The following is an 18,607-nucleotide window of genomic DNA, read 5'->3' as shown; positions in this document are numbered from 1 at the left end:
ATTTTTGCTCCTCATAATCAAAAAGGAATCGGTGAAGCTAATAGGGAAGCCAAAGGTAAATGCCAGTTCTAATTAAGAAAGGCGGGAAAGAGCATGTTAGATTTTACGTGGAAAGTCTTTTCGGAGACAGGAAGTGTGGAAATGTACCTTTTGTATAAGGAGATTGAACAAGGCCGCAGCTATCCCCCATTTGAACAAGAGCAACAATTGGCTGATCCCGACTTCCCGGTTGCCGGAGTGACGAATTGAGGAGGGTGAAAGGATGGCCTTCTCATGCTTCAAAAGATTGAAGGGATTGTAATTCGAACATCCGATTATGGAGAAACTAATAAAGTTGTAACCATTTACACACGGGAGAAGGGCAAGCTCGCTTTTATGGCGCGTGGAGCAAAGAAGCCCAACAGCCGCCTTTCTTCCGTCACCCAGCCGTTTACACATGGAAGCTTTCTTGTTCAGTCCGGCAGCGGTCTCGGTACATTGCAGCAGGGGGAAATGATGACATCCATGCGCCATATCCGGGAAGATTTGCTTATGTCTGCACATGCGGCCTACATGGCCGAACTGCTTGACAAAAGCACAGAAGAAAAAAAGCCGAATCCATATTTATATGAGCTTTTTGAGCAATGTCTTCATTACTTGAACGAGGGGTATGACGCAGAAGTTATCACAGCCATTTTTGAAATGAAAATGCTGCAGGTGATCGGCTTGCACCCGGAGCTGTCCGGCTGTGCTCATTGCGGGAGCCGGGAAGGCCGTTTTGCCTTTTCCATTCGGGAAAACGGCTTTTTATGCCATCGCTGCTTTGAAGTAGATCCATATTTGCTGCCGTTATCACAAGCTGCAATTAAACTGTTGCGGCTGTTTTATTTTTTCGATCTGAAAAGACTGGGCGATATCAAGGTGAAGGAAGAGACAAAAAAAGAATTGCGGACGGCGATTTCTCTCTACTACGATGAGTATTCCGGCATTTATTTAAAATCGCGCAGGTTTCTTGACCAGATGGAGAGAATGCAGTCTTTTCTTATGAATAAAGAGCAAGAAGAGGATTGACAAACGGCCTGTTTTCGATTAAGTTTTTTATATTCAATCCAAATAATGATTAGCTGCAGTGAAGGAATGGAGTACATGATTTTCCTCTTTTACAAGCGAACCCGGGACAGTGAAAGCCGGGGAAAGAGCATCATGGAAGGGCGGTCTGGAGCAGCATGTTGGAAAAGAGGCCGTGTTTTAGTATACGGCAAATAGGGTGGAACCGCGGGTAACTCTCGTCCCTATGTACAATGATGTGCATAGAGACGGGAGTTTTTTGGTTTGTTACAGATGCTCCAGCCGCTAAGTTATTTAGTACAGCAATGGTGCTTCGTTTTCTTCGCAACAGGGAGCGCCATTCACCAATTATAGAAAGAGAGGCATCGATATGAATATTCAAGAAATGATTTTAACCTTGCAAAAACACTGGTCTGATCACGGCTGTATTTTAATGCAGGCATACGACGTAGAAAAAGGAGCAGGCACGATGAGCCCTTATACGTTCTTGCGGGCGATCGGCCCCGAGCCCTGGAACGTGGCTTATGTAGAGCCGAGCCGGCGACCGGCAGACGGCCGCTACGGGGAAAACCCGAACCGCTTATACCAGCATCATCAGTTTCAAGTGATTATGAAGCCTTCACCGGATAACATTCAGGAAATGTATTTGGATTCCTTGCGGGCACTCGGCATTGAACCGCTTGACCATGATATCCGTTTCGTAGAGGATAACTGGGAAAATCCTTCTCTCGGCTGTGCCGGGCTTGGCTGGGAAGTATGGCTTGATGGAATGGAAATCACTCAATTCACCTATTTTCAGCAAGTTGGCGGACTCGAATGTAAGCCAGTTTCGGTAGAGATTACATATGGAATTGAGCGTCTGGCGTCTTATATTCAAGAAAAGGAAAATGTGTTCGATTTGGAATGGACAGAAGGCTTCACTGTCAGAGATATCTTCTATCAGCCGGAGTTCGAGCATTCGAAATATACCTTTGAAACTTCAGATGCTGACATGCTTTTTAATCTCTTTGCGATTTATGAAAAAGAGGCGAAGCGCCAAATGGACGAAGGGCTTGTTCATCCTGCTTATGATTATGTTCTAAAATGCTCTCATGTGTTCAACGTTCTTGATGCAAAAGGAGCAATTTCAGTCACAGAGAGAACAGCCTATCTGGGCCGTATGCGCAGTCTGGCTAGACAAATTGCCAAAACATTTTATGAAGAACGCGAAAAACTTGGATTCCCAATGTTGAAAGAGAAAGGGGAGGCGGAACATGAATAAGAGAGATATGCTGTTAGAGGTTGGCCTGGAGGAAATGCCAGCGCGCTTTGTAACGGAGTCCATGAATCAGCTTGGAAAGAAAGTGGAAGAATTCCTGCAAGAGCAGAAAGTCTCTTTTGAAGGAGTAAAGCTTTATTCTACTCCGCGTCGATTAGCTGTCCTGGTAGAAGGGGCGGCGGAAGCGCAAGAGGATATCGAAGAAGAAGCGAAAGGGCCGGCTAAAAAAATCGCCCTTCAAGAAGATGGTTCCTGGTCCAAAGCAGCGATCGGATTCACGCGCGGTCAAGGGATGACTGTTGATGATATTTATTTTAAAGAAATCAACGGTGTAGAATATGTTCATGTCAATAAATTCATTAAGGGCCAGCCGACGGTTGATTTGCTGCCAAAGCTGCGTGAGATTGTCATTGGCCTGCATTTTGGAAAAAATATGCGCTGGGCAGACAATGACCTGCGGTATATTCGCCCGATTAAATGGATGGTTGCTTTATTCGGCTCAGAAGTGATCCCATTCCAAATCACAAATGTATCTACCGGCCGGACAACAAAAGGGCACCGCTTTTTAGGAGATTCAGTGACGGTGGAGATGCCAGGAGACTACGAAGAACTGCTGAAGAATCAGTTTGTTATTGCAGATCCGGCGGAGCGGAAAAAGTCTATCCGCCAGCAGCTGGCCCAGCTGGAAACAGAAAACAAGTGGGTCATTCCCGTCGATGAAGACTTGCTTGAAGAAGTCACTAACCTGGTAGAATATCCGACTGCTTTATCCGGATCATTCAACAGCAATTTTCTTGAATTGCCTGAAGAAGTGCTGATTACATCCATGAAAGAGCATCAGCGTTATTTTCCGGTAAAAGATAAAGAAGGCACGCTCCTTCCTCACTTTGTTACTGTCCGCAATGGTGACAGCCGTTCGCTTGATACGGTCGCTCGCGGAAATGAAAAGGTATTGAGAGCCCGGCTTGCCGATGCTGACTTTTTCTATAAAGAAGATCAAAGCAAAGAAATTGATTTCTTCTTAAACAAACTGCAAGCTATCGTATATCATGAAAAAATCGGCACGCTAGCTGAAAAGGTCAGCCGAATTCGCCGTTTGGCGGCCAAGCTGGGCGAGCTCACTGGCACAGCCAAAGAAGAAAAAGAAAAAATCGATCGTGCAGCAGAAATTTGCAAATTTGATCTTGTTACACAGATGGTATATGAGTTTCCGGAATTGCAAGGGATCATGGGCGAAAAGTATGCTCGGCAAAAAGGTGAAGATGCGGAAGTGGCCCGGGCCGTTAACGAACATTATGAACCGCGCCATGCTGGAGATAAAGCGCCTGAAACATTTACCGGAGCCATCGTTAGCCTGGCTGATAAGCTGGACACGATTGTTTCTTGCTTCGCCGTCGATATTATTCCAACCGGCTCTCAAGATCCTTATGCTTTAAGAAGACAAGCAGCAGGTATTGTTCTTATTCTGGAAGAGAAGAAGTGGGATGTTTCGCTTGAAACGGTTCTGCAAGCAGCTATCGATGTGGTGAAAGCAGACCAAGTCGGTGAAAAAGAAACGGAAGCTCTCTTGGAAGAATTGGTTGCGTTCTTTAAGCTTCGCATTAAACACAGCTTGCAGGAAAGAGACGTTCGCTATGATTTAATTGACGCTGTGCTGGCGGAGCAGATCGGCTCCTTGACTTCTCTGTTTGCAAAAGCAGCTGTGCTGATGGCACATAAGGAAGAAGCCGGCTTTAAAGAGGCGACGGAAGCATTGAGCCGTGTTGTAAACATTGCTAAAAAAGCGTCCGCTGCAGGAGCAGTGAAGGAACAGCTCTTTGAAAATGAGGAAGAAAAGGCATTATACAAGGAATTTGTTCATGTACAGCAAGGGCTGGAAGCGGCAGAAACAGCGGAACAGCAATTTGCTCTGCTTTCAAGCTTAAAGCAGCCGATCGAACAATATTTTGACCATACGATGGTTATGGCGGAAGAAGCAGCTGTCCGGGAAAACCGTTTAAATCAAATGAGAGAACTTTCGGTGCTTATTCTCAATTTTGCTGACTTTAATAAAATTTTAGTGAAGTAAAGGAGCAGTTGTTTTTTTGCTTTCATTGATCATTCATCTATACCAGCGCAAAATATAGCGGCCGAATGAAACTTTTCTTTTCATTCGGGTTAAATAGTATATAATATTTATTATATGGTATAACACTTTTAAAGACGGAGGCACAGGTGCTTGTTGGCTCAGCTGTAAGAATGAAAGGGGTAACGGGCTGCCGGCACTTGTGCTGTTATTGCGCATTAGGTGGTGAGGGAGATCGAACTTAATAATCGGCAGGAGAAAATCCTGCAAATTGTCAAAGAAAACGGGCCAATTACCGGTGAAAATATCGCGGAACGGCTGAATTTAACAAGAGCTACGCTGCGTCCGGATTTAGCTATCTTAACGATGGCCGGCTTTTTAGATGCACGGCCCCGCGTCGGCTATTTTTATACAGGCAAATCCGGCACCCAGCTTCTTACGGAAAATTTAATGAAAATCTATGTGAAAGACTATCAGGCGGTGCCTGTTGTTGTACGCGAACATGTATCTGTCTACGATGCCATCGTCACAATGTTTTTAGAGGATGTCGGCACGTTGTTTGTAGTAGATGAGAACAGTCATTTAGCCGGTGTGCTTTCACGCAAAGACTTGCTGCGGGCAAGCATCGGCAAGCAGGAATTAAATGCAATTCCAGTCAATATTATTATGACAAGAATGCCAAACGTTACTGTATGCGAAAGAGATGATTTGCTCGTTGATGTGGCGAAAAACTTAATTGAACGCCAAATAGATGCTGTGCCAGTCGTGAAAAAAACGGCTGCCGGCCAAGAAGTGATCGGCCGCATCACTAAAACGAATATTGCCAAAGCATTTGTCTCATTGGCAGATGACGAATGATGCAGCTAAGAAAGGAGGTTCTATTTTTTGCTGAATGACCCAATCATCTACATCGTCTCTGATTCAGTAGGCGAGACAGCCGAACTTGTGGCAAAAGCGGCTGTCAGCCAGTTTAATGGATCGCACGCTGTGATCAAACGATTTCCATATGTGGAGGATTTATCGACCATTGATGAAGTCATTGACCTGGCGAAAATCGAGCGCGGAATTATTGTTTATACACTTGTTAAACCACAGATCAGAAATTATATGAAGCAGCAAGCTGAAAAAGAAAATATTATGATTTTTGATTTGATTGGTCCGCTGATGGATGAATTAGAATCTTTATACGGCCATCAGCCTTTAATGGAACCGGGCCTCGTGAGGAAGCTGGATGAACAATATTTCAAAAAGGTAGAAGCTATCGAGTTTGCTGTCAAATATGATGATGGGCGGGATCCTCGAGGTCTGTTGAAAGCGGATGTTATTTTAATCGGTGTTTCACGGACGTCAAAAACGCCTCTTTCACAATACCTGGCGCATAAGCGTCTGAAAGTAGCCAATGTTCCGCTTGTACCAGAAGTGGACCCTCCAGAGGAATTATTTAGCCTTCCGCCTGAAAAGTGCTTTGGATTAAAAATCAGTCCGGATAAACTGAACCAAATCCGCAGGGAACGGCTGCTATCTCTTGGTCTTAATGACAGTGCGAGTTACGCGGATCTTGAACGGATTAAAGCGGAAATTTCCTATTCCGAAAAGATTATGAACCGCATTGGCTGCGAAGTGATTGATGTAACAAATAAAGCCGTGGAAGAAACGGCTAACATTATTTTAAGCCGGCTTGGCAAACGCAAATAATAATTGCTTGAGGCCGTACGGTTTTACAATTGAACAGTTGATCGATAAGTTTTATGGTTTAGACGGCCAATGGGAAAGAGAGGCTTTTCATTTTGGAAGAGCTTCTTTTTCTTTGGCCTGCAGAAATCAATGGTTTTTTTTTATGAAATGTACTATAATAAAAAATTGTGATAAAAATGTATTTAAAAAGGTTTAACACCTAGCGTAAAGGAATAAACTAATTGTATGCCACTTGGAAGGATATTTGCCGGACGGCAGATAATTGTTCGTTTTTTTTAGTTTATTTCTCATTTGAGAAGGATTCTAATCAACATTGTAGAATAATAATGCATAGGGAAGAGAAATTTGAGAGGATTTGTCGATTCTCTTGCCTGTGCTTGCTTGGCGGTTAACCAGCAGCGCACAAGGTGCCAGAACGGATAATCGCTGGCAGAAGCCGCTAAAAGAAAACAAATAGCGGAAAAAGCTGCAGGAACTTTAGTTTTTTTATCGAACAATAGTATAGCTGGTGATGTATGTGACAGGAAAGATTCCTGAAGAAACAATTCAACAAATTAAGCAATCACTGGATATTACTGAAGTGGTCAGCGACTATGTTCAGTTGAAAAAGCAGGGAAGAAATTTTTTCGGGCTATGCCCGTTTCATGGTGAGAATTCACCATCCTTTTCTGTATCCCCCGACAAGCAGATTTATCATTGCTTCGGGTGCGGAGCGGGAGGAAATGTTTTTTCTTTTTTGATGGAAATAGAAAACATTTCCTTTCAGGAAGCTGTGGCCAAATTGGCCGAACGCGCAGGAATAACTCTTGACTCTGCTGTTACACGCCATGAGCATGGAGGCTCGATTTCGAAAGAGCATGATCAAATCATGGAAGCTCATGAGCTATTGGCAAAATTCTACCATCATTTGCTGATGAATACAACAGAGGGACAGGAAGCGCTGGATTATTTGGAAAAACGGGGTTTTTCAAAGGAAGAACTGGAAGCTTTTCAAATCGGCTGGTCGCTTCCCAATTGGGACTTTACCGCCAAATTTCTGCAAAAGCGCGGGTTTGACTCTGAATGGATGGAAAAAGCCGGATTGATTATCCGCAAAGAGGAGGATGGAAGCTACTTCGACCGTTTCCGCGGGCGCATCATGTTTCCGCTTCATAATGAAAAAGGAAAGGTCGTCGCTTTTTCCGGCCGATCGCTTCATGATGAAAAGCCCAAGTACTTAAATAGTCCCGAAACCCCGCTTTTTAATAAAAGCCGTCTCCTGTATAACTTTCATCGGGCTCGGCCAGCTATCCGCAAGCAGCATTATGCTGTCCTCTTTGAAGGATTTGCCGATGTAATTGCAGCGGCAAGCGCCGGGGTGGAAACAGGGATCGCGACGATGGGAACCTCGCTGACTGATGCTCATGTCCAGCAGATTAGACGAATAGCCGATCAGGTCATTATTTGTTTTGACGGCGATTCGGCAGGCATACAAGCGGCCTTCCGTGCGGCTAATCTCTTAAGTGACAACGGCTGCGATATCAAAGTCGCCCTCATTCCGGATAAACTGGACCCGGATGACTATATAAAGGCCTATGGCGCTGAAAAGTTTCGTAACAATGTGATTGAAACAGCTATGACCCTAATGGCCTTCAAGATGGAATATTATAAGCAAGGGAAAAATTTACAGGATGAAGGCCAAAAGCTTCACTATATTGAAGAGATAGTAGCGGAAATTTCCAAGCTGAAAAAAGCAGTGGAGCGGGATTACTATTTAAGGCAGATCGCCGAGCAATTTTCGCTCTCGCTTGATGCGTTAAAGCAACAGGAAAAACAGCTGTTCTTCAAGGAAAGAAAGAAACATGCTTCAAATGAACAAACACTCCGGCCAGCACCTGCTGTACGTGCGCCGGTCAAACTGTATCCGGCCTTTCAAACAGCAGAACGAAGGCTCATTGCTCATATGCTGAAGGATGTGGACCTGACATATAAAGTCAAGGAGCTGTTAAATGGCGAAACATTCAATCTAGATGAGCACCAGGCCATCTTTACGTATTTGCTGGGCTTTTATGAAGGAGGCAATGCGCCGGATTCAAGTGCATTTATCAGTTTTCTCCCAAACACCAATTTGCGCCGCCTCGTTTCAGATATAGAAATGATGATGGTCAGTGAAGCGATAAATGATGAAGCAGTCCATGATTATATAAAAGAAATATTGCAATACGATAAAGTATTGAAAATAAAAGCAAAAAAACAACAGCAAGTGGCAGCGGAAAAGGCCAAGGATTATGGAACAGCCGCCCATCTTGCTATGGAAATTGTCAAGTTGAAAAAGGAATTGAAAAATAAGTAATCACTCTGAGGCAAGGATTTTGGAAGGAGGGGGACGACGAATGGCTGAAAAGTCTACACGTTCCAAAGAAGCTGAAGTAACACTGGAAAGAGCGAAAGAGCAAATTGTTGAGATAGGGAAAAAGAGGGGCAAATTATCTTATGATTATGTGGCGGATAAGTTGTCGCCGTTTGAAGTAGAATCTGATCAAATTGATGAATTTTATGAGTACCTTGGGGAACAAGGGATTGACATAACAAACGATGAGGACGAGGATGAGGATCCGAATATTCATGAACTTGAGAAGGAAAGCGAAGAGTTTGACCTCAACGATTTAAGCGTTCCTCCGGGCGTAAAAATTAATGACCCTGTACGCATGTATTTAAAGGAAATTGGCCGTGTCGACCTTCTTTCCGCTGAAGAGGAAATTGAACTGGCCACGCGCATCGAAGAAGGCGATGAAGAAGCCAAGCGCCGGCTGGCCGAAGCGAACCTTCGTCTTGTAGTCAGCATTGCTAAGCGTTATGTGGGACGCGGCATGCTCTTCCTTGACCTTATCCAGGAAGGAAACATGGGCTTGATTAAAGCGGTCGAAAAGTTCGATTACCGCAAAGGGTTTAAGTTCAGTACGTATGCTACCTGGTGGATACGCCAAGCGATTACGCGTGCGATAGCTGACCAAGCAAGAACGATCCGGATTCCTGTTCACATGGTTGAAACCATTAACAAATTGATCCGTGTCCAAAGACAGCTTCTTCAGGATCTTGGCCGCGAACCTTCTCCTGAAGAAATTGCTGAGGAAATGGACTTAACACCGGAAAAAGTCCGCGAAATTCTTAAAATTGCCCAGGAGCCAGTTTCTCTGGAAACACCGATTGGAGAAGAGGATGATTCTCACTTAGGTGATTTCATCGAAGATCAGGAAGCTACATCACCTTCCGAACATGCTGCCTATGAATTGCTGAAGGAGCAGTTGGAAGATGTCCTTGATACTTTAACTGATCGCGAAGAAAATGTCCTGCGCCTTCGTTTTGGGCTGGATGACGGCCGCACTCGTACGCTTGAAGAAGTCGGTAAAGTGTTTGGCGTAACACGCGAACGGATTCGCCAAATTGAAGCGAAAGCCCTGCGTAAACTTCGCCACCCAAGCCGCAGCAAACGACTGAAAGATTTTCTTGAATAAAAAAGACGATCAAATGGCTTGACAGTCGAGCAGGCTGGACCGTCCTGCATTTGCTTTGTTTAATCTGCTGATAAACGCTTCTTTTCTGCATGGCTCACTTTTCGTGCCTTGTCATTGAAAAGCTGGGCTTGCAGCATAAAGCCGGCTTTGTTTGCACCTGCAGTTTACTTCTTGTCTAAGAAGTAAACTTTTTTTATTGTAAGCAGGTATTTCCCGATTTTTCTTGAATGTGTTTATGACAGGATGTGACAATGGATGAAAGATGAAAAAAAACAAATTATCCTCAATGAAATTTCTTTTTGGAAACAGAATCATATGTTGCCTGAACAATACTGCGATTATTTGCTGACGCTGTATACGCAAGGAGAAGAGCTGCCCGAAAACGCTGCCAAAAGAATAAGCGCTAAGCGTCTGTTCGCTGTCAGTTTGTTTGCCGCCCTTTTATTGACAGGTATTTCTTTATTTGTTCTATATTTTACTGAATTGTCTTTCCCTTTGCAAATGACGATTTTGGCAGCTTTTGTCGTTTCATTGACAGCTTTTGCTATTTATTTTTCTAAAAAAGGTTTTTTTCTTCCGTTTTTATACGCCGCCGCTGCTGTTTTGTTTTTGATTTTCACTGTGGAGCTGCATGAGAGGCTATGGGGAGAAAATGCTGCTTCTCTTTATGCACTCTTATTTTTTCACTGTTTAATCTGGTGGGCAGCAGGCAGAAAGCTAGGTCAGATTTATTTTACAATCTCTGCATGGCTGGGAGCGGCATTGCTGCTGATTTTTATGTTTGTATAATATAAAAAATCTGTTGCAGAAGAAAAAAGGGCCGAAATTGTGTCTAATTTACGACAAACGGGTAAAAACTTCTATGTAAGGGCTTTTCGTCTTCTCTATTTTCAAGTAGAATAATAAGTGTTTGTACTTTCTATTTGTTATTTGTGTACATAAGGGAGGTTAAAAAATGAAACGTAATCCGATCATTCCGTTCTTGCTGATTGCTGTGTTCGGCCTTGGTCTGATTTTCTTCCTTTCTTTAGAGGGATTGGATAACTCTAAAGAAATGGCGAAAGAGGAAAAAGGCGGAGAGCAAGCAGAAGGTGAAACAGCAGGTGCTTTTGAACCAGAAGGTTTTTATAAGCAAACTTGCGCAGGCTGCCATGGCGGCAACTTCGAAGGAGGAGCAGGTCCTTCTTTGAAAGGTGTTGGCGGCAAATTGTCGAAAGACGAAATTAAAGAGATCCTCACAAACGGTAAAGGCGCTATGCCTCCGGGTCTTGTGCCAGCTGAAAACGCTGACGCAATGGCTGACTGGGTCAGCAAAATTAAATAATGCAGAAAAAGTTCTTTGTCTAAGGGCAAAGAACTTTTTTACATTAACCGTTTTCTATTAGAATAGAGAAGATACATTAAATTAAAAGTGGTGACACGATGAATATTAATCAATTATCAAAACGACTCATGGCGGTAGCCTCCCGGATTCCGGCTGGAGCGGTTATAGCAGATATCGGCTCCGACCATGCTTATCTGCCTTGTTATGCTGTCCAAAGAGGAGTGGCTGCACAGGCGGTGGCAGGGGAAGTAGCCGATGGTCCTTTGCAGGCGGCCAAGCAGCAGGTGCAAGCCGCAGGGCTTGAAGAGAAAATCGCCGTGCGAAAAGGAAATGGCCTGGAAGTGATTGCAGCCGGCGAGGTGGACTGTGTCACGATTGCCGGAATGGGCGGTCCGTTGATCACTTCTATTCTCAATGAAGGAAAGGAGAAGCTCGTCGGGGTCAAGCGGCTTGTGCTTCAGCCTAACCTCCGGGCAGATCATATTCGCAGGTGGCTGTTAATGAACGGATGGCAATTAATCGATGAGGAAATCATGGAAGAAGACGGGAAAATTTATGAAATCTTAACTGCTGAACAAGGAGATGCCGACAAGCCCTACGGGAAGAGGAAAGAAGTCGAGTTGCTGACTGGCCCGATGCTGCTGGCTGAAAAAAGTGATGTATTCCTCAAGAAGTGGAGAAGAGAAGCAGATCAGCTTGAGGTGGTGCTCGAAAATCTGAAGAAGGCAGAAGATCAGCAGGCGGCCGATCAGAAAAGGCAAAGTGTGCTTCAAGAACTTCAGTTAATCAAGGAGGCAATCAATGGTGAAGAAAACGAACGGACATGAAATTATTCAGCTGTTTGAACAATTCTCTCCTAAAAGATATGCAATGGAGGGCGATAAAATCGGCTTGCAAGTGGGCCGCTTAAACAAACCGGTTGAGCGGGTGCTGATAGCGCTTGATGTATTGGAGGAAGTGGTGGACGAAGCGATTGACAAAGATGTTCAGCTGATTATTGCCCACCACCCGTTAATTTTCCGGCCATTGAAATCGGTTATTACGAGCGATCCAGCCGGGCGGCTTTTAGAGAAGCTGATTAAGCATGACATCGCCGTGTATGCAGCTCATACAAATTTGGATGTGGCCAAGGGCGGTGTGAATGATCTGTTGGCAGAGGCGCTTGAGCTAACAGAAACAGAAGTGCTCGTACCGACGCTCCAAGAGGACTTAAGGAAGCTTGCGGTGTTTGTGCCGTCAGACCATGCCGGAAGTGTTCGGGAAGCATTAGGCAGAGCGGGAGCGGGCTTTATCGGCGAGTATAGCCATTGCTCATTCTCCGTGGAGGGAACAGGACGATTCCTGCCTGGCGCGCAGACAAATCCATATATTGGAGAAGCCGGCCGGCTGGAAACGGTAGAAGAGGTAAAGATAGAAACCATTTATCCAAGAAGCTTGGAGAAAAAGGTTCTGTCTGCCATGCTGAAGGCCCATCCTTATGAGGAGGTCGCTTACGATATTTATCCGCTTGATAATGAGGGAGAAACACTCGGCCTTGGAAGAATCGGCCAGCTGGAAAAATCTATGACCCTGCATGAATTTGCTGAATTCGTGAAAGAGAAGCTGGATGTGAAAGGCGTGCGTGTTGTTGGCCACTTAACTGAAGAGGTCAAGAAAGTAGCCGTGCTTGGAGGCGATGGAAACAAATATTTTCAATCCGCCAAATTTAAAGGGGCAGATGTGTATGTAACGGGTGACTTCTATTACCACACTGCCCATGATGCGTTAGCAGCGGGCTTAAAGGTTGTTGATCCTGGCCATAATGTAGAAAAAGTCATGAAAGCGGGAACAGCAAATAAAATGGCCGCCTTGGCAGCAGAGAAAGGACTGGATGTGCAGTTCATTCCTTCTTCCATTCATACAGATCCGTTTACGTTTATATAAAAACGAACAGCCGCGGGCGGCCTTAATGGGAACCCGAAAGGCCTGCCGCTCTCTAAGTTCGTGAAATCCAGAACGGGGTTATTTCGACTCCCTTTTGCTGACAAACAGAAAGCGGCAGATCCTTTTGCAAGGATCTGCCGCTTTCTTTGTTTTTGCTTAACGGGTTGTAAGTGTGGATCTTTTTACTTTCGGCAAGATTTTATTTAGCGGAACCTTTTTCTCGCGTGCCCATGTACTCTCATCGTTTGGATCAAATTGCTCTATAAATTGGATCACTTCTTTAACGATCGGTGTCGGTGTGGACGCTCCGGCAGTGACAGCTGCTACTTTAGCGTCTTTAAGCCAGTCAATTTCAATTTCTGAAACATCGGCCACCCGGTAAGCGGTTGTCCCGGCAATTTCTATGGATACTTGAGCGAGGCGATTAGAGTTGTTGCTCTTTGGATCGCCGACAACGATCAGCACGTCGGCAGCGCCTGCTTGTTCGGCTACTGCTTCTTGCCGAACCTGGGTAGCCAGGCAAATCTCCTTGTGCATTTCTGCATGCGGATATTTTTCTTTAATTTCGTCCATGATATCAGCTACATCCCATTGGCTCATCGTTGTTTGATTGGTTACAATCACCTTTGAGCTTTGAATGTTCAATTTGCCGATGTCCTCAGGCTTTTCGACTAGATGAATGATATCAGGGGCAACCCCTAACGCACCTTCCGGCTCGGGGTGCCCTTTTTTCCCGATATAGATGATTTCATAGCCTTCAGCTTTCTTCTCAAGAATCAATTCGTGCGTTTTTGTTACATCAGGGCAAGTCGCATCGATAGTGACAAGGTTCTTCTCGCGGGCCAGCTCCCTGATCTCTGGAGAAACGCCATGGGCAGTAAAAATAACCGTTCCTTCGTTGACTTTTTCCAAAATCTCTTTGCGGTTACTGCCTTCAAGGGTAATAATGCCTTCTTCTTCGAATGCATCTGTTACGTGCTTGTTATGGACAATCATTCCAAGAATATAAATCGGACGCGGCAAGCTTTTATCTAAAGCGGCGTTCCGGGCAATGACCATTGCATCTACCACGCCGTAGCAATACCCTCTTGGGGCAATTTTAATCAGTTCCATAAAAAAACCTCCTATTTTTAGGGCGGAGTGAAAATGTGTACGAATTCATTATATAGGAGGAGGCTGAACTTTGGAAGTGAACAGCCGCTTCTTAAATATAAAGTTTGGGAGACGATGATTTCGTTTCCAGTGCTGGAGCGGATTTATCGCCATCATCCTCCGGCGGAGCTTCTTCTGCTTTAGCTGGCTGTTTTTCTGTTTTTTCAGTATCAGATTCTTGCTGCTTACTTTCTTGCTGCTTCGATTGGCTGTCGCTTTCTTTGCTTTCCTCTGCATTAGGAAGGGATTTTAATCCTTTATACAGCTTCCACATGGAAGGCAGGTTTTTGACCATGGGACCATACTGTTCGACAATCGGACCGATTTGCTGGACGGTTTTCAATACTTGCTGGGTGTTCGCCAGCATTTGCTGCAAGTTCATGGGATTGGCTAACTTTTGGGCAGCAGCTCCGGCCCCACCACGCTCAAACCCGGTCATGCCGGATCCGGCCCCTTGCCTTAAAAGGCCAAGAAGCCCTCGTCCGCCTGTTCTTCTTGGCATGCCTGGGGGCGGCATGGAGGGAGAAAATCCCCGCATAGGAGGCGGATAGCGATAGGAGGGAGGAAGCCCGTTACCGCGCGGAACAGGAATCATCACTTGTTCATCCTTTCATCTGTTCTTCTTCGTTATTGTATGCAGCAAAAAGCAAAAAGGTTTTTCCCGAAAATAAACGAATCCATAAGGATGCCTTTGATTTATGAAAGGTTTTGATATAATATCAAGATGGAGAAAAAGGCTGTTTTCAGCCAAAAGGAGTGTCACATTTGACAAATCATCAATTTGAAAAGTACGGATTTCAGCCGTTTATTAATAAAGGAATAAAGCAATTAGGGTTTCATGAGCCGACGGCCATTCAAACCAAAATGATTCCTCTGGTGTTAAAAGGGGAAAGCGCGATCGGCCAATCGCAAACGGGAACCGGGAAAACACACTCGTATGTTCTGCCGATTCTTCATAAAATTAACCCGGCCAAAAAAGAAGTGCAAGCGGTAATTACAGCGCCAACAAGAGAGCTCGCTAATCAGATTTATCAGGAGGTTCTTAAGATTGCCCGTTTGTCTGATGAGGAAATTACCGCCCGCTGCTACATCGGAGGCACCGATAAGCAGCGCGATATTGAAAAGCTGAAAAATCAGCCGCATATCGTAGTCGGCACACCTGGAAGAATCAATGATTTAATACAAGCCCAAGCGCTGTCTGTGCATAAAGCTCAGATGCTCGTGATTGATGAAGCGGATTTAATGCTCGACATGGGGTTTATTGTCGATGTTGACCAGATTGCTTCGAGAATGCCAGAGCAATTAAGCATGTATGTTTTTTCAGCGACAATTCCGGAAAAGTTGAAACCGTTTTTGAAAAAATATATGGAAAACCCGGAGTATATTCACATTCAGCCTAAGCATATTTCAGCAGAAAATATTGATCATATCCTTGTTCCCAAAAAAAGCCGGGAGAAGATTGATTTGCTGTCTGACATGCTGCAGGCATACAACCCGTATCTAGCGGTTATTTTTACAAATACGAAGCAAAAAGCCGACGAGGTAGCGGATGCTCTTTTAGAAAAAGGTTTAAAAACAGGGCGTATACACGGTGATTTATCCCCCCGTGACCGCAAGAAAATGATGAAGCAAATTCGCGATCTTGATTATCAATTTATCGTGGCCACGGATCTGGCGGCACGGGGCATTGATATTGAAGGGGTAAGCCACGTAATTAATTATGAACTGCCAAAGGATTTGGATTTCTACATTCACCGGGCAGGGCGGACAGCGCGGGCAGGCTCCTCAGGAATATGCGCGACTATTTATCTGCCATCTGACGAGGATGCCCTCGTCCGGTTAGAGAAGCTCGGCATCACCTTCCGTTCTGCTGATTTGCGCCAAGGAGAGTGGATAGAGCTGGCTGACCGCAATCAGCGGAAGAAACGGGAAAAAGCCGCTGATGACATTGACGCAAAAGCTAAATCAATCGTCCGTAAACCGAAAAAGGTAAAACCAGGCTACAAGAAGAAAATGCAAAGAGAAGTAGTCCAATTTAAAAAGCGTGCCCGCCGTCTAGAAGGGAAACGCAACAACAAAGGGTAAGACAGAAGCCAGCAAATCCGCTGCTGCAAGCAAGAGAACGGCAGATTGTACCGAACCTGCTTATTAGGCAGATTGGAAGCAACGGCTTTTCAAGAAGTCTGACTTGGCAGCTCGCCAAAAGAAGAAAGCAAGTATTTGTCAATGGACCGGGACCTGCTGCGGCAGGTCTTTTTTGCTGAAACAAGCTCTTTTTTTTAGTAAAATAAAGAGATAAAGGAGAGATACATATGTTGAAAATTGGTTCTCACGTTTCTATGAGCGGGAAAAAAATGCTCCTTGGGGCAAGTGAAGAGGCGGCTTCCTATGGGGCAAATACATTTATGATTTATACAGGGGCTCCTCAAAATACAAGAAGAAAGAAAATCGAAGAACTGAACATTGATAAGGGCTGGCTTCATATGAAAGAAAATAATATGAGCGACATTGTTGTCCATGCTCCCTATATTATTAATATCGGCAATACAGTAAGCGCAAGCACATTTGAGCTTGGAGTGAACTTTTTGCGTTCAGAAATAGAACGCACTGCTGCTCTCGGCGCTAAACAAATTGTTCTTCACCCCGGTGCTCATGTCGGAGCGGGGGCGGAAGCGGGCATCAAGAAAATTGTTGAAGGGCTCAATGAGGTGCTGACCAAAGACATAGATGTCCAAATAGCGCTCGAAACGATGGCTGGCAAAGGATCGGAGTGCGGCGCATCGTTTGAAGAGCTGGCGATGATTATCGACGGCGTACATTTAAACGATAAATTATCGGTTTGCTTTGATACGTGCCATACCCATGATGCGGGTTACGCCATTAAAGAAGATTTTGACGGAGTGCTTGACCACTTTGACCGTGTCGTTGGAGTAGACCGGATCAAGGTTTTGCATATCAACGACAGCAAAAATGAACAAGGGGCGAGAAAAGACCGTCATGAAAACATTGGGTTTGGCTACATTGGATTTGACGCGCTTAATTATATCGTTCATCACCCTCAGCTGATGGAGGTTCCTAAAATTTTAGAAACTCCATACGTGGGCGAAGATAAAAAATCACGCAAACCGCCTTACAAATTTGAAATTGAAATGTTCCGTCAAAAAGCCTTTGATGATGAGGTACTAAAGAAAGTGACAGCTGTTCATTAACGAGCGTATTTTCTTTATGAGCAAGCGGATGCGCGGCAGCAAAAGAAGGGACAAGCGCTTCTTCTTTTGCTGCCTAACCGCAAGCTTCTACTCCCTGTTTGACTCGTGAGCCGGGCTGCAAATGAGCATCTTTGCGTTTTTTATTGTAAAAATGTGGTCAGCAATTTATTTAGTTTATTTGCGGTTTGTTCGTTCGTGATGGCGGCAATTTCCCTCAACAGACTTGCCCTCGCCTGTTCATTAAATAAATTGACTTTTTGTCTGCGCAGAAGGCTGGAAACTTTTTCAGCCTCTTCCCTTTTTAACGGGATATCCAGTCCCTTTGCATAATTTAATAATTCATCTGCCGTAATTGTTTGCGCCTTTTGATTAATGAGGTGCTGTAAGAATTTCATTAGCAGTCACTCCTTTTCTTCTATGTTTAATGTATGAGAGAAAGAAAAAGAGGTGATTGAAGGACAGAATGGAGCGAAAAGAATATTCTAAAATAAAAAGGAATGATGGTATGCCTAAACAACACAAAAGAGAAAGTAAATCCCGCTCTTTTTACCGCCTCGTTATGATCTTGGTGGGAGCAGCTTTTGCCGCTGCCGCCATTGAATTATTTCTTGTTCCTAACAATATCATTGACGGGGGAATCATTGGGATATCGCTAATCCTAAGTTACTTATTCCAGCATCCGCTGCTGAATTTCTCCACATTTGTTGTTCTATTAAATATTCCATTTCTTTATTTTGGTTACAAGCAGATCGGAAAGACGTTTATGTTTTCTTCGCTTTTTGGAATCATTTGTCTTGCTTTTCTGGAAAACAGCTTTCATCGATTCGATCCATTTACAAATCAGCCGATTTTGGCGGCTATCTTTGGCGGGCTTCTTCTTGGCCTGGGAGTCGGGCTTGTGATTCGCCATGGCGGTACGCTTGACGGCACGGAAATCCTCGGCATTTTGATGACGAAAAAATTGCCTTTTTCCGTCGGGGAGTTTGTTATGTTCATTAATATCTTTGTATTTGGCTGGGCCGCTTTTGTACTGGGCACGGAGAATGCTATGTACTCCGTTATGACGTACTATATTGCATTTAAAGCGATTGATACGGTCATTCAGGGATTAGAGGAAACGAAGGCCTGCATCATTATTTCTGATTTTTATGAGGAAATGTCCGATGTTATTCTTCATCGTCTTGGAAGGGGAACCACCAAGCTGAAAGGAAAAGGCGGGTTTACAGATTCGGAAAAAGAAGTGATTTATGTAGTTGTCACTCGGCTGGAGATCACTAAGCTCAAAAGCATTATCAATGATGTGGATCCGGATGCTTTTCTGACGATTATGAATACCCATGAGACAAGAGGCGGCCGTTTTAAGACAGCGATCCATTAACCAAGCCGGAGCTGCCAGGAGGCAGTTCCGATTTACTTTTCTTATTAGATGTTGTATACTTC

The 18,607-nt window shown here is 44.5% G+C and carries 18 protein-coding genes; 15 read left to right on the top strand and 3 right to left on the bottom strand.

All coding sequences use genetic code 11. The annotated features are described in order from the left end of the window. Positions 1-93 precede the first annotated feature (93 nt). From B1A98_RS05115 to B1A98_RS05060, 12 genes are all read left to right on the top strand, one after another. Entirely contained in the window at positions 94-249 is a 156-nt protein-coding gene (locus tag B1A98_RS05115; protein ID WP_065849526.1) for a YqzL family protein, read from the top strand. A gap of 24 nt (positions 250-273) precedes the next feature. Next, the gene (gene recO / locus B1A98_RS05110; protein WP_063385539.1) at positions 274-1,050 is read left to right on the top strand and encodes a DNA repair protein RecO; all 777 of its coding nucleotides are present in this window, start codon (positions 274-276) and stop codon (positions 1,048-1,050) included. A 367-nt stretch (positions 1,051-1,417) separates the two neighbouring features. Beyond that, positions 1,418-2,308 carry a glycine--tRNA ligase subunit alpha gene (gene glyQ / locus B1A98_RS05105; RefSeq protein WP_041097293.1) on the top strand — a complete coding sequence of 297 codons (891 nt, stop codon included), beginning with the start codon at positions 1,418-1,420 and terminating at the stop codon, positions 2,306-2,308. Next, on the top strand, positions 2,301-4,373 hold the full coding sequence (gene glyS, locus B1A98_RS05100; RefSeq protein ID WP_063385540.1) for a glycine--tRNA ligase subunit beta: 2,073 nt from the start codon (positions 2,301-2,303) through the stop codon (positions 4,371-4,373). The genes glyQ and glyS overlap by 8 nt, the downstream gene beginning before the upstream one ends. Positions 4,374-4,592: 219 nt before the next feature. Further along, entirely contained in the window at positions 4,593-5,228 is a 636-nt protein-coding gene (ccpN, locus tag B1A98_RS05095) for a transcriptional regulator CcpN (RefSeq protein ID WP_041097289.1), read from the top strand. Between the two features lie 30 nt (positions 5,229-5,258). After that, entirely contained in the window at positions 5,259-6,065 is an 807-nt protein-coding gene (locus tag B1A98_RS05090; protein ID WP_063385851.1) for a pyruvate, water dikinase regulatory protein, read from the top strand. A 517-nt stretch (positions 6,066-6,582) separates the two neighbouring features. Further along, the gene (gene dnaG, locus B1A98_RS05085) at positions 6,583-8,397 is read left to right on the top strand and encodes a DNA primase (protein ID WP_087903730.1); all 1,815 of its coding nucleotides are present in this window, start codon (positions 6,583-6,585) and stop codon (positions 8,395-8,397) included. Positions 8,398-8,437: 40 nt separating this feature from the next. Beyond that, positions 8,438-9,559, top strand: a complete 1,122-nt coding sequence (rpoD, locus tag B1A98_RS05080; RefSeq protein WP_041097285.1) for an RNA polymerase sigma factor RpoD — start codon at positions 8,438-8,440, stop codon at positions 9,557-9,559. Positions 9,560-9,814: 255 nt separating this feature from the next. Then, complete coding sequence (locus B1A98_RS05075; protein WP_063385541.1) at positions 9,815-10,348, top strand: hypothetical protein; 534 nt, start codon at positions 9,815-9,817, stop codon at positions 10,346-10,348. Positions 10,349-10,514: 166 nt separating this feature from the next. Further along, positions 10,515-10,883 carry a cytochrome c550 gene (gene cccA, locus B1A98_RS05070; protein WP_063385542.1) on the top strand — a complete coding sequence of 123 codons (369 nt, stop codon included), beginning with the start codon at positions 10,515-10,517 and terminating at the stop codon, positions 10,881-10,883. Positions 10,884-10,981: 98 nt separating this feature from the next. Then, the gene (locus B1A98_RS05065) at positions 10,982-11,710 is read left to right on the top strand and encodes a tRNA (adenine(22)-N(1))-methyltransferase (RefSeq protein ID WP_063385543.1); all 729 of its coding nucleotides are present in this window, start codon (positions 10,982-10,984) and stop codon (positions 11,708-11,710) included. Next, positions 11,688-12,806, top strand: coding sequence for a Nif3-like dinuclear metal center hexameric protein (locus B1A98_RS05060; RefSeq protein ID WP_063385852.1), 1,119 nt, complete (start codon positions 11,688-11,690; stop codon positions 12,804-12,806). The genes B1A98_RS05065 and B1A98_RS05060 overlap by 23 nt, the downstream gene beginning before the upstream one ends. Before the next feature lie 156 nt (positions 12,807-12,962). Here the strand turns inward: B1A98_RS05060 and B1A98_RS05055 are convergent, their stop codons facing one another. Further along, positions 12,963-13,919 (bottom strand): 4-hydroxy-3-methylbut-2-enyl diphosphate reductase, encoded by a 957-nt coding sequence (locus B1A98_RS05055; protein WP_063385544.1) that lies wholly within the window; start codon positions 13,917-13,919, stop codon positions 12,963-12,965. Between the two features lie 91 nt (positions 13,920-14,010). Further along, positions 14,011-14,553 carry a VrrA/YqfQ family protein gene (gene vrrA, locus B1A98_RS05050; RefSeq protein ID WP_063385545.1) on the bottom strand — a complete coding sequence of 181 codons (543 nt, stop codon included), beginning with the start codon at positions 14,551-14,553 and terminating at the stop codon, positions 14,011-14,013. A gap of 170 nt (positions 14,554-14,723) precedes the next feature. Between vrrA and B1A98_RS05045 the strand changes: the two genes are divergently transcribed. Together B1A98_RS05045 and B1A98_RS05040 are read left to right on the top strand one after the other, a co-directional pair. After that, positions 14,724-16,043 carry a DEAD/DEAH box helicase gene (locus B1A98_RS05045; protein WP_063385546.1) on the top strand — a complete coding sequence of 440 codons (1,320 nt, stop codon included), beginning with the start codon at positions 14,724-14,726 and terminating at the stop codon, positions 16,041-16,043. Positions 16,044-16,270: 227 nt separating this feature from the next. Further along, positions 16,271-17,167 (top strand): deoxyribonuclease IV, encoded by an 897-nt coding sequence (locus tag B1A98_RS05040; protein ID WP_063385547.1) that lies wholly within the window; start codon positions 16,271-16,273, stop codon positions 17,165-17,167. A gap of 140 nt (positions 17,168-17,307) precedes the next feature. On the opposite strand, the gene B1A98_RS05035 is transcribed toward B1A98_RS05040, so the two are convergent. After that, positions 17,308-17,562 carry a DUF2624 family protein gene (locus tag B1A98_RS05035; RefSeq protein WP_041097269.1) on the bottom strand — a complete coding sequence of 85 codons (255 nt, stop codon included), beginning with the start codon at positions 17,560-17,562 and terminating at the stop codon, positions 17,308-17,310. 110 nt (positions 17,563-17,672) lie between these two features. On the opposite strand from B1A98_RS05035, the gene B1A98_RS05030 reads away from it, so the two are divergent. Further along, a complete protein-coding gene (locus B1A98_RS05030; RefSeq protein WP_041098205.1) occupies positions 17,673-18,545 on the top strand; it encodes a YitT family protein in 873 nt (290 codons plus the stop codon). The last annotated feature ends 62 nt before the right edge of the window (positions 18,546-18,607 follow it).

This window comes from Pseudobacillus badius (assembly GCF_002189605.1).
Taxonomy (GTDB): Bacteria; Bacillota; Bacilli; order Bacillales; family Domibacillaceae; genus Pseudobacillus; species Pseudobacillus badius.
The sequence above is the reverse complement of the archived record's forward strand: the minus strand, read 5'-3'. Positions and strand labels throughout refer to the sequence as shown.